Source organism: Gaetbulibacter sp. NE (assembly GCF_025548475.1).
Classification (GTDB): domain Bacteria; phylum Bacteroidota; class Bacteroidia; order Flavobacteriales; family Flavobacteriaceae; genus Gaetbulibacter_B; species Gaetbulibacter_B jejuensis.
On sequence record NZ_JAOQHY010000001.1, the window covers coordinates 915,493 to 927,304 of the forward strand.

Here is an 11,812-nt window from a genome sequence, read left to right on the forward strand (position 1 = left end):
AGTTATTTGATACAAAGCTACGATTTAAATATTAAATGAATTATCAGCCTAGATTAATTAATAGTTTTATAACACAATGAAATAATAAAAAGAAGACTACTATTTGATAAAATGAACAGAAAGCAGTTATTCACATTTATATATATAATATCTTTTCTTTTTAAAAATTTAAAAAAAATATTAATGATTATTATTGTTTGTTAATAGCTGGAATAACTTTTTTAAATTTTATTTTGAAAACACGTAGTTTACATTCTATTGATATTTAGTTAACATTAGAAACGCATCTAATACATTCATTATTAGAACTATTTTAAAAGCTATTAACAGCTGTTAATAACTCATGTTAATAACCAAGTATTGATAATATTTTCAAATTTCTATGTTTATAAACGTAAAAAAGATGGCTTAAAAGTCAGCTAAAAAAAGCGAAGTTATTTTTTGGTTTATTGGTTTCAATTTTTGTTTGTAAATAAAATTGAGATTTAAAAATATTTCTTTCAGAAAGAAGTAAACAGTTATTAACAAGTTATGAGCTACTATTTGATAAACTATTAACAATGCTAATTAATTGTTAACTATTACCTACATAACATAAGTGTTTATAAGGACATTTTGTACCTTTACTCCATAATTAAGATAGTAATGTTTTGAAGTTTATTTCAACATTAAAATCTTATGTCTTTTACAACAACAACAACACAACAAAAACATGAAATTATCAATTGGTAACGACCACGCAGGTCCAGATTACAAAAAAGCTATTGTAAACCATTTAGAATCTAAAGGATATTCTATTACAAACTATGGTACAGATACTGAAGATAGTGTAGATTATCCAGATTTTGTACATCCTGTAGCTAAAGATGTTAATAATAAAGAGGTAGATTTTGGTATTCTTATTTGTGGTAGCGCAAATGGTGTAGCTATGACAGCTAATAAATATCAAAATGTTAGAGCTGGCGTTTGCTGGACAAGCGAAATTACTGAACTCACACGATTACATAATAATGCTAATATTATCTGTATTCCTGCGCGTTTTACATCAATACCACAAGCTATAAAAATGGTAGATGTATTTTTAAATACAGCTTTTGAAGGTGGTCGTCATCAAAACCGTATTGATAAGATTCCTTTATCTTGTTAATTACCAATTTTTAAGTTGGTAAATTATGAGTCATTCGCATGCACATAACCACGATCATAAAGATTTAAAAGGCCGAAAGCTTTTAATTACCATATTACTTAATACTGTAATTACAGTTACTCAAGTAATAGGTGGTTTGGTTTCTGGTAGTTTATCGTTGTTAAGTGATGCGCTGCATAATTTTAGTGATGTACTGTCTTTAATTGTAAGTTATATAGCTTCAAAATTATCAAAGCAAAAAGCATCAATAAATAGAACTTTTGGTTATAAACGTGCCGAAATTTTAGCGGCTTTTGTAAATGCTGCAACCTTAATAATTGTTGCAGTAATACTTATAAAAGAAGCTGTTGAGCGTTTTCAATATCCGCAAAATATAGAATCAAACCTTGTTATTTGGTTGTCTCTTATTGCAATAGCTGGTAATGGTTATAGTGTGTTACTGCTAAAAAAAGATTCTGATAATAATATTAATATAAAATCGGCTTACTTACACTTATTAACAGATATGTTAGCAAGTGTGGCAGTATTGATAGGTGGCTTATTAATGAAGTATTTTCAGTTGTTTTGGGTAGATAGTTTGCTTACCTTTTTAATAGCTGTGTATTTAATTTTTGTTGGTTATCATTTATTAAAAACATCAACTAAAATGCTGATGCTTTTTACACCAGAACATATAGATATTAAAGCTGTGGTTCGTGTTGTTAATAAGCTTCCAAAAGTGAATAAACTACACCATGTGCATATATGGAATTTAAGTGATGACGAACTGCATTTAGAAGCGCATTTAGATTTAAAAGAAGATATTTCAACATCAGAGTTTAATGACTTATTATTAGAAATAGAAAACCTATTACATGACGAGTTTAATATAAATCATGTAACCATACAACCAGAGTTTAATAAAGAAGATCCTAAAGAAGTTATCGTACAAGACTAATGCTAAATATTACAACCAAAACATTTCAAGAATTAACTACTCAAGAATTATATGATATACTACAATTACGAAGTAAAGTGTTTGTTGTTGAACAAAACTGTGTATATCAAGATATTGATGGAAAAGACCAAGAAGCACTTCATGTTTTAGGATTTATAGGAAAAAAATTAGTTGCTTATACGCGAATTTTTAAACCAGGAGATTACTTTGAAAAAGCTAGTATAGGTAGAGTAGTAGTTGAAGCTCATGAAAGAAAATTTAAACATGGCTATAAAATTATGCAATATTCTATACAAGCTATAAAAGAACACTACAACGAAATCGACATAAAAATATCAGCTCAATGTTACTTAAATAAGTTTTATAATAATTTAGGGTTTAAAGCTATAGGAGAGGAGTATCTGGAAGATGGTATTCCGCATATAACTATGGTTTACAAAGCGTAACTAGTTATCTTGACCACCAACGTAGGTTACCAAAATTTCCACACGTCTATCATATTTTGGTTCGCCACCAAGCGGAAATTTACGACGCATACCAACATATTTCATTCGGCGTTTATCCACACCTTTTTTAGCTAAATAGTCATAAATATATTTAGCTCTAGCTACAGAAAGATTTCGTTTTTTTGTTCTTCGGTCAATAGCATCTCTACTATTTTGCGTACAACACACATGACCTTGTATTGTAAAGTAAATGTCATCGCGTTCAACAAGTACTTTAGCAATGTCTTCTAATGTTTTTACTGATTCTGGAAGCAAATAGCTATAACCTGTTTTAAATAAAATATTGTCTAAAGTAAATTTATCACCAGCTTTAAGTTCGCCTTTTAAAGCATCTTTTACATCTTGTTTTTTAGGTTCTTCAACAACAACTCTAGGTGGATCATAAGGATGCACAATAATTTGAACTTTACGATTTAAACCACGTATTTTATTAATGTCTTCTTCTTTAACAAGTTTTAATAATACTTCTCCTTTTCCATCAACATTTGTAATAACAGACTCGTCAAACTCGTTATTTGAAAATATTTCTTTGATAGAATTTGCCCTTTGCTGTGATAAAACCAAGTTGTAATCATCACTACCTCTATCATCACAAAAGCCATAAATGGATATTTTTTCAATATCTAACCCTTCAATTTTTGATAAAAACATTAATAGTCTACTATGCTCAGTTTCAGGAACATCATATTTATCTGTTTCAAAATACACTTCGTGAGTAAGTTCTTTTTGAGCACAAACAAATTGAGATATTAAAAAGAGTAAGACTATTAGTTTTTTCATTTTTCTTTAAAAAAGGGGAATTAAAGATAAATTATTTTTATTTTTTAACATAAAATACAGTCAAATAATTAATTTAAATAACTTGAATATGTTGAAGGATTTTTAAGAATTTCCTTTGCTTTTTGAATTTCAAGGTTGTTAGCTAAATAATATTCATACAGTCCTTCTCTGTAAAAATAACGTTTTACAATTTCATCAGATAAAAGCGATAGTAACTGGTCTTTATTATTATCTACAGCTCTATTTTTATAGGTATTTATGGTATTAATTAAGTTAGTGTATTCGGTATTTATAGCAGCATAAATTTGCTCGTCATTGGCTACTTCCATAGCATCTTCAAAAGCTTTTTCGGTTTTGGTTTCAAAGTTGAAATTATTCTTGACCAAAAAGGCTTTAAAATTATTGAAATCATTATCTGAAAGTTTAAACGATTTCAAATCTGTAACACTATTATTGTAGTAATATTCAGTAGCATAATTAAATATTAAGTTGTCGTTTAAAATAGCGTTTGTAATTGGGCTATAAACCGATTCTACTAATTCCAAGTCAGGTTGAATTCCGCCACCATCGTAAACGGTTCTTCCTTTTTTGGTTTTAAATGCACTATAGTTTTCTTTTTTAACTCTGGTTGCTTTACCATTTTCATCTCTATTCCAGTAATCTAAAGCTTGTATACATCTTCCAGATGGTGTGTAATATCTAGAAATGGTTATTTTCATTTGAGTTCCATAAATAAGCGGTTTAGGTCGCTGTACAAGACCTTTTCCAAAACTTCTTGCACCAACAACAACTGCTCTATCTAAATCTTGTAAAGCACCTGATACAATTTCGCTTGCTGAAGCACTTCTACCATCTATTAAAACCACTAATGGAATTTCGGTATCAATAGCTTCGCGTTGTGTGTAATAGGTTTTGTTGTATTTTTTAACTTTAGATTTTGTAGTAACTACCAACTGGTTTTGAGGTACAAAAATGTTAACAATATTTACAGCTTCACTCAGTAAACCACCAGGATTTCCTCTTAAATCCAATATTAATTTTTCGGCACCTTGGTTTTTAAGACTTCTTATAGCGTTAATGGTTTCGCTAGAGGCTTTATCATTAAACTTTCTTAAAACAACATAACCTGTTTTATCATTAATCATTGAAAAATGAGGAACAGCATGAATTTCTACTGCTTCGCGTTTTATAGCTGCTGTTTGTGTTTTTCCTTGTCTTACATAAGTTACATTTACTGTTGTACCAGAAGCACCTTGTAATAAATTACCAGCATCATCTTTAAAATCAGCAACAACTACATTTTCAACTTTTATAATTTCATCACCTGCTTTTAAACCTGCTTTATCTGCAGGATAATCCTTGTAAGGCTCTACAATTACCAACTTGTCTTTAAGTGTTAAAACGCTTGCTCCAATGCCTGTATAATCGCCAGTATTGTTTATACGAGCAGCTTCAACATCTTGCTCATTCATAAAATTGGTATAAGGATCAAGATCTTCTAACATGCTTTTAATGGCAGTATCCATTAAATCTCCAGGATTGGTTTCATCAACATAATTCATGTTAAGTTCCTTAAATAGCGTCGTGAAGATTTCAATTTGCTTTGCTATTTCAAAAAACTCACTTTTAAAGGCACTTGTCGTTACAAAAATTGAAAGTGCCAAAACAGGAATGAATATTCTTTTTCGTAGTAATGTTTTCATCTTAAGTTTAGTTATTTGAGGATGCGTTTAAGAATTTGTTCAGTAAAACCTTCATTTTAGTGTCCAATACCTCAAAAGTTATACCATCGTTACCAATGTATAAAATCATTAACGCATATTGTGTTGTAATGTTGTTAAAAATTACAGCCTTGTTTAATCTATAGGCTTCTCTCATTAATCGTTTGATACGATTTCTATCAACAGCATTTTTAAATTTTCTTTTGCTAACAGTTACACCTGCTTTTAATAAAACCGAATCATCAAAATCAACAGGCAAGTATATAAGCTTAAGTGGATAAGCTGAAACCGATTGTCCTTCTGCAAAAAGTTGTTCAATAAGCTTTTTACTCTTTAATTTTTCTTTTTTGTTGTAGGTGAACATTAATTAGTTGTTGTTTAGTTTAGAAGCTTCTAATAATGCGTTGTAGGCATTTAATAGTTTTCCAGATTTTGACAAGGTATCAAAGGACTTTATATCTCCAATATTTCCGCCAACAATTACTTTGGTATTAATTTCTAAACCAGAATTTAAAATAGCTTTTTTTACTTGTGATGCTGTTAAATTAGGGTATTGTGAACGAATTAATGCTGCAACTCCTGTAACCAATGGAGCAGCCATTGAAGTTCCTCCTTCAGACTCATAAGAATTATTTGGAACTGTGGAGTAAATACTAGAACCAGGAGCAAAAATATCAACATTTTGTTTTCCGTAGTTAGAGTAATCTGCAACTAGGTCGGAACCATATCGATAATACGTAGCACCAACATTTATAAAGTTATCCGCAATTTCTTTTCCATTATCAACATCAGTAGGAAAATTAAGAGAAGAATCTAAATTTAATGCATCGTTACCTGCTGCGTGAACAATGAGTACATCATTGCTTGCTGCATATAAAATAGCATCTTTAACCCACTCTTTATGAGGTGAAAAGTATTTACCAAAGCTCATATTGATAATTTTTGCTCCATTATCAACAGCATATCGTATGGCTAGAGCAATGTCTTTATCATATTCATCTCCATTAGGTGTGTTACGAATAGGCATAATTTTTACATTGTTTGCAACACCATTTATGCCTTTGTTGTTGTCTCTTTTAGCTGCTATTATACCTGAAACATGAGTGCCATGGGTTTCTTCAGCATCATGAGGTTTTACATTATTATCTCCATAACCTATATCGTTTATGTCGTTAGGATTGTCTTTAGTTTTTCTGCCTTTTAGATTTTTATTTAAATGAACAGTTAATCGCTCGTTTATTAATTTCAAATCTTTATTTAAAGCTGCTTTAATGGCATCAACAGTTTCAAAATTGTAAGTGTAAACAGATCTCATTATTGAAACCGCTTCCAATACATTTTGGTCTTCTGTTCTAATAGCAAATACGTCTTCTTTGGTATAGTTTTTTTTCTTTAAATAACTTGAAATTCTATTATCTGCAGTAGTTACTTGTTGAATAAGATTCTCAGTATTGGTTTTTGCTTCAGAGTATTTTTGATACTGCTTTTGGTATTCAAAAAGCGCATCAGCATATCGTGGGTTGGAAGAATCTCCATTTACAATTAATCTTACAAACTCAAATTGCTCGTCATAAGTATCTCCTATAAAATTCCAACCGTTAACATCATCTATAAAGCCATTATTATCATCATCTTTTCCATTGTTTGGAATTTCTTTAGTATTTACCCAAATAGAACTTGAAAGGTCTTCATGGTTTATATCTACTCCAGAATCTATAACAGCAACTATGGTTGTAACACCTTTATTGGTTTTAATAATTTCGTTGTAGGCTTTTTCAAGGCTTATACCTGGAATTGTGTCTTTTATTAAATCTAAATGACTCCATTTTTTTAGCTCACTTTCAGATAAATTAGAGATTTTTAAAGGAATGTTGTCAATATTTTCCTCAGGTGTTGAGATAATAGGAGACGACCCACAATTATTTAGCAACACAAGTAGTAAGCAAAAAAATACAGCTTTAATTGTTTTCATGTTTTACAATTACGTTTTTTAGAACAAATCACTACAACTGTAAACATCTTTTAGTCTTACACCTTTTTCGGTATGCTGTACAGTTATAATCTCATTGTGAGCGTCGTGTTCTAAAAATAGGTAAAAATTGTCATTTGCAGCAAGATTTAAAAAGGCTTCTTTTTCATCTAAGGTCAATAGAGGTCGTGTATCGTATCCCATAACATAAGGTAAAGGCAAATGACCTGCAGTTGGAAGTAAATCGGCCATAAAACATATTTTCATATCCTTATAAGTAATTATAGGAATCATTTGTTTATCAGTATGTCCATTTGCAAAAAAGATATCAAAACCTAATTCAGAATTCTTTAAAATTTCGGTTTCAGGTAGCGATACAAAGTTTAGCTGACCACTCTCTTCCATAGGAAGAATATTTTCTTTCAAAAACGAAGCTTTTTCACGATTATTAGGTTGAGTTGCCCACAACCAATGGTCTTTATTGCTCCAAAAACGTGCGTTTTTAAATGCTGGTTCATATCCTGTTCTATCTTTATTCCATTGTACACTACCTCCACAGTGGTCAAAATGTAAATGCGTCATAAACACATCAGTAATATCATCTCTATGAAAACCGTATTTTTTTAGAGATTTATCAATAGTGTCATTTCCCCATAAGTAATAATATCCAAAGAATTTGTCGCTCTGCTTGTCTCCCATTCCTGTATCGATTAAAATCAACCGATTTTCATCTTCAATAAGCAAACAACGTGCAGCAATATCTATCATGTTATTAGCATCGGCAGGATTGGTACGATGCCATAATGATTTTGGTACAACACCAAACATAGCACCACCATCAAGCTTAAAATTTCCAGATTCAATAGGATATAATTTCATAACATTTTATTTTTATGCAAATTAAAAAAATACTAAGGAATTTAAGTGATTGAAGCGCACTATAATACTTTTAAAAACCAATTATTTTACCGTTGAGTAATGGATGGTTATGGTTTTTATTAGTATTTTAACAAAAAATAAAATACATGATTGAACTTTCAGGAATTGTAATTTTAGGAATATTAGCACAATGGGTTGCATGGCGATTTAAAATACCTGCAATTTTACCCTTAATATTAATAGGATTATTTGTTGGACCAATTTCTACATTACTATCTCAAGATGGCTCAAAATGGATTGAACCTGTTTGGAACGGAACCAAAGGACTCTTTCCTGGTGAAAGCCTCTACAGCTTTGTGTCTTTAGCAATTGGTGTCATACTTTTTGAAGGTGGTTTAACCCTTAAGCGCAATGAAATATCCAAAGTAGGACCAGTAATTTTAAAATTGATAAGTGTTGCAGCTGCTGTTACATTTATTGGTGGAGGAATTGCAACTCACTTTATTTTTGGCTTAAGCTGGAAAATTTCTTTTCTATTTTCAGCATTAATAATAGTTACAGGACCAACTGTAATTGCACCAATTTTAAGAAATATTCCGCTTAAAAAAGACGTTTCTGCAGTTTTAAAATGGGAAGGTATTTTAATTGATCCAATAGGTGCTTTAGTAGCGGTTTTGGTTTTTGAGTTTATAAGTATTGGAGATGATAGTGGTTATACTTTACAAGCATTTATTGAGTTTGGGAAAATTGTAATTGTTGGATTTTCTTTTGGTACAACAGCAGCATTAGCATTGTATTTTGCTATTAAAAAGCATTTAATTCCTCATTATTTATTGAATGTTGCAGCTTTATCAGTTGTGCTTTTAGTGTTTGTAGAGTCTGATGTTTTTGCACACGAATCTGGTCTTTTAGCTGTTGTGGTTATGGGAATGGTGTTAGGTAACAGCAAACTTCCTAACCTTAAAGAATTATTATATTTTAAAGAGTCGTTAAGTGTTTTACTTATTTCTATACTCTTTATTTTGCTATCTGCCAATGTAAATATTGAAGATTTAGAAATTGTTTTCAATTGGAATACTGCCATATTAATGGCAATAATCATTTTTATTCTTCGTCCATTAGGTGTGTTCTTGAGCACCACAAATTCTAGGTTAAAAGTCAACGAAAAACTATTTATTAGTTGGGTTGGACCAAGAGGTATTGTAGCTGCAGGTATTGCTTCTTTATTTGGTACAAAGCTAGTTTTAAAAGGAGAACCAGGAGCTGAATATATTACGCCTTTAGTGTTTACAACAGTTTTAGTAACCGTATTACTTAATGCTACAACAGCACGATCTTTTTCAAAATGGATAGGCGTTTACTTAAAATCAAGCAACGGAATTTTAATTATTGGAGCGTCTGAAGCGTCTAGAATTATTGCAAAATACTTGATTGATAATGGACGACATGTGGTGTTAATTGATAGTAACAAAGAGAATATCGATAAAGCCAGAGCAAAAGATATTGACGCAATGGAAGCTAATGTGTATTCTGAAGACTTATCTAACGATGTTGAGCTAAGCGATATTGGATATTTACTTGCACTTACAGGAAGTGATGAGGTAAACAGACATTCTATCAATAAATTTCAAAAGCATTTGGGCGAATCTGGAGCGTATCGTTTAATTTCTGCTGAAGAAATAAAGCATCCTGAGTCTATTCCAACTGATATTATTTTCTCTAAGAAAGACGATTACTTAAACTTTAGTGAAGTTGCAAGAGATTATCCTGTGATTAATGAAATAAATATAGAGTCTAAAGAAATGTATTTAAAGACCATTGAGCGCTTAAATGCTGAACAAAAAGCAATACCTCTATTTATAAAAGATCTATCGGGAGAGCTACATATACTTTGCTCTTTAGATAAGAATTTTGAAATAGAAAAAGGCTTTCAGTTAGTATACTTAGGAAAACCCGAAGGACTTTAATCGTTAAGCTTTAATACAGCCATAAACGCTTGCTGAGGTATTTCAACATTACCTACTTGACGCATACGTTTTTTACCTTTTTTCTGTTTTTCTAAAAGTTTACGTTTACGCGAAATATCTCCACCATAACATTTTGCAGTTACATCTTTACGAAGTGCTTTTACGGTTTCTCTAGAAATAATTTTAGCTCCAATTGCAGCTTGAATAGGAATATCAAACTGTTGTCTTGGGATAAGTTCTTTTAACTTTTCACACATTTTTTTACCTATGGTGTAGGCATTATCTGCATGAATTAATGCTGAAAGCGCATCAACTTGTTGTGCGTTTAATAAAATATCAACTCTTACAAGTTTTGAAGCTCGCATTCCAATAGGAGAATAATCAAACGATGCATAACCTTTTGAAACCGTTTTTAAACGATCATAAAAATCAAAAACAATTTCAGCTAAAGGCATATCAAAAGACAGCTCAACACGCTCAGGTGTTAAATATGTTTGATTGGTGATGACACCACGTTTTTCAATACACAAGCTCATTACAGGACCAACAAAATCGGCTTTAGTAATAATAGTTGCTTTTATGTATGGCTCTTCTACTCGGTTAAGTGTAGAAGGTTCAGGTAAATCGGTTGGGTTGTTAACAATGATGATTTCATCAGGATTTTTGTTGGTAAACGCGTGGTAGCTTACGTTAGGAACGGTTGTGATAACTGTCATATCAAACTCACGCTCTAAACGCTCTTGAATAATTTCAAGATGCAACATTCCTAAAAACCCACAACGGAATCCAAAACCAAGAGCCGCAGAACTTTCAGGAGCAAATACTAAAGAAGCATCGTTAAGCTGAAGCTTTTCCATAGATGCTCTTAAATCTTCATAATCTTCAGTATCTACAGGGTAAATACCAGCAAATACCATTGGTTTTACGTTTTCAAACCCTTCAATAGCGTTTTTAGTTGGCTCTTTAGCATCAGTAATAGTATCACCAACTTTTACTTCTTTAGCTTCTTTAATACCAGTAATTAAATACCCAACATCACCTGCGTTAATAACTTGCTTTGGCTGTTGTTTAAGCTTTAAAGTTCCTACTTCATCAGCAAAATACGTTTTACCAGTTGCAATAAACTTAATGTTTTGCCCTTTTCTAATTTTACCATTAATAACTCTAAAATAAGTTTCAACACCTCTAAAAGGGTTGTAAACAGAGTCAAAAATTAAGGCTTGTAATGGTTCTTCTGGATTACCACTAGGAGCAGGTACACGCTCAATAATTGCAGATAAAATATTTTCAACACCAAACCCTGTTTTTCCACTGGCATGGATAACTTCAGAAGGGTCGCAACCTAATAAATCTACAATATCATCAGTAACTTCTTCAGGATTTGCACTAGGTAAATCTACTTTATTCAACACAGGAATGATTTCTAAATCATTTTCAAGTGCTAAATATAAATTAGAAATGGTTTGCGCTTGTATACTTTGAGCTGCATCAACAATTAAAAGCGCTCCTTCACAAGCAGCAATGGAACGCGATACTTCGTAAGAAAAATCTACGTGACCAGGAGTATCAATAAGGTTTAAAACATATTGTTCACCATTGTGCATATACTCCATTTGAATGGCATGTGATTTTATAGTGATACCTCGTTCACGCTCTAAATCCATGTTATCCAAGAGCTGATCTTGTTTTTCTCTGTCGGTAACCGAACCAGTAAAATCTAACAGCCTATCAGCAAGAGTACTCTTGCCATGGTCGATATGTGCTATTATACAAAAATTTCTAATGTTCTTCATAGTGCAATTCTTCATCCTAAGATTTTGCAAATATAATCGATTTATTAAGGTTTATAGTTTTTTCTTTTATACACGTTTACGGTTTTTCAGTAAAAAAAATTCTAAAACAAATA

At 31.2% G+C, this 11,812-nt stretch carries 10 protein-coding genes; 4 read left to right on the forward strand and 6 right to left on the reverse strand.

The window, feature by feature from the left end:
* The first annotated feature begins 712 nt into the window (after nt 1–712).
* Genes rpiB through OD803_RS04260 form a run of 3 tightly spaced genes read left to right on the forward strand, consistent with a single transcriptional unit; the run spans nt 713 to nt 2,530 of the window.
* A complete protein-coding gene (rpiB, locus tag OD803_RS04250; RefSeq protein ID WP_129759810.1) occupies nt 713–1,147 on the forward strand; it encodes a ribose 5-phosphate isomerase B in 435 nt (144 codons plus the stop codon).
* Between the two features lie 25 nt (nt 1,148–1,172).
* Nucleotides 1,173–2,084 carry a cation diffusion facilitator family transporter gene (locus OD803_RS04255; RefSeq protein ID WP_262732472.1) on the forward strand — a complete coding sequence of 304 codons (912 nt, stop codon included), beginning with the start codon at nt 1,173–1,175 and terminating at the stop codon, nt 2,082–2,084.
* Nucleotides 2,084–2,530 carry a GNAT family N-acetyltransferase gene (locus tag OD803_RS04260; RefSeq protein WP_262732473.1) on the forward strand — a complete coding sequence of 149 codons (447 nt, stop codon included), beginning with the start codon at nt 2,084–2,086 and terminating at the stop codon, nt 2,528–2,530. The genes OD803_RS04255 and OD803_RS04260 overlap by 1 nt, the downstream gene beginning before the upstream one ends.
* On the opposite strand, the gene OD803_RS04265 is transcribed toward OD803_RS04260, so the two are convergent.
* The 5 genes from OD803_RS04265 to OD803_RS04285 all read right to left on the reverse strand — a co-directional run bounded on the left by OD803_RS04265 (nt 2,531) and on the right by OD803_RS04285 (nt 7,939).
* On the reverse strand, nt 2,531–3,370 hold the full coding sequence (locus OD803_RS04265) for an OmpA family protein (RefSeq protein ID WP_131506409.1): 840 nt from the start codon (nt 3,368–3,370) through the stop codon (nt 2,531–2,533). It abuts the gene before it with no gap.
* Nucleotides 3,371–3,438: 68 nt separating this feature from the next.
* Nucleotides 3,439–5,073 (reverse strand): S41 family peptidase, encoded by a 1,635-nt coding sequence (locus OD803_RS04270; RefSeq protein WP_262732474.1) that lies wholly within the window; start codon nt 5,071–5,073, stop codon nt 3,439–3,441.
* 7 nt (nt 5,074–5,080) lie between these two features.
* Nucleotides 5,081–5,455 (reverse strand): ribonuclease P protein component, encoded by a 375-nt coding sequence (gene rnpA, locus OD803_RS04275; protein WP_129759815.1) that lies wholly within the window; start codon nt 5,453–5,455, stop codon nt 5,081–5,083.
* A 3-nt stretch (nt 5,456–5,458) separates the two neighbouring features.
* Complete coding sequence (locus tag OD803_RS04280; protein ID WP_262732475.1) at nt 5,459–7,063, reverse strand: S8 family peptidase; 1,605 nt, start codon at nt 7,061–7,063, stop codon at nt 5,459–5,461.
* 18 nt (nt 7,064–7,081) lie between these two features.
* Nucleotides 7,082–7,939 carry an MBL fold metallo-hydrolase gene (locus OD803_RS04285; protein ID WP_262732476.1) on the reverse strand — a complete coding sequence of 286 codons (858 nt, stop codon included), beginning with the start codon at nt 7,937–7,939 and terminating at the stop codon, nt 7,082–7,084.
* Nucleotides 7,940–8,085: 146 nt separating this feature from the next.
* On the opposite strand from OD803_RS04285, the gene OD803_RS04290 reads away from it, so the two are divergent.
* Nucleotides 8,086–9,906: a cation:proton antiporter gene (locus OD803_RS04290; RefSeq protein WP_262732477.1), complete on the forward strand. Its 1,821-nt coding sequence runs from the start codon at nt 8,086–8,088 to the stop codon at nt 9,904–9,906.
* Here the strand turns inward: OD803_RS04290 and lepA are convergent.
* Nucleotides 9,903–11,699 (reverse strand): translation elongation factor 4, encoded by a 1,797-nt coding sequence (gene lepA, locus OD803_RS04295; protein ID WP_262732478.1) that lies wholly within the window; start codon nt 11,697–11,699, stop codon nt 9,903–9,905. The genes OD803_RS04290 and lepA overlap by 4 nt on opposite strands.
* Nucleotides 11,700–11,812 lie beyond the last annotated feature (113 nt).

Coding starts and splice junctions, on each gene's coding strand:
- rpiB (WP_129759810.1), top strand. CDS start 713: ATGAAATTATCAATTGGTAACGACCACGCAGGTCCAGATTACAAAAAA.
- OD803_RS04290 (WP_262732477.1), top strand. CDS start 8,086: ATGATTGAACTTTCAGGAATTGTAATTTTAGGAATATTAGCACAATGG.
- lepA (WP_262732478.1), bottom strand. CDS start 11,699: ATGAAGAACATTAGAAATTTTTGTATAATAGCACATATCGACCATGGC.
- OD803_RS04285 (WP_262732476.1), bottom strand. CDS start 7,939: ATGAAATTATATCCTATTGAATCTGGAAATTTTAAGCTTGATGGTGGT.
- OD803_RS04255 (WP_262732472.1), top strand. CDS start 1,173: ATGAGTCATTCGCATGCACATAACCACGATCATAAAGATTTAAAAGGC.
- OD803_RS04280 (WP_262732475.1), bottom strand. CDS start 7,063: ATGAAAACAATTAAAGCTGTATTTTTTTGCTTACTACTTGTGTTGCTA.
- OD803_RS04260 (WP_262732473.1), top strand. CDS start 2,084: ATGCTAAATATTACAACCAAAACATTTCAAGAATTAACTACTCAAGAA.
- rnpA (WP_129759815.1), bottom strand. CDS start 5,455: ATGTTCACCTACAACAAAAAAGAAAAATTAAAGAGTAAAAAGCTTATT.
- OD803_RS04270 (WP_262732474.1), bottom strand. CDS start 5,073: ATGAAAACATTACTACGAAAAAGAATATTCATTCCTGTTTTGGCACTT.
- OD803_RS04265 (WP_131506409.1), bottom strand. CDS start 3,370: ATGAAAAAACTAATAGTCTTACTCTTTTTAATATCTCAATTTGTTTGT.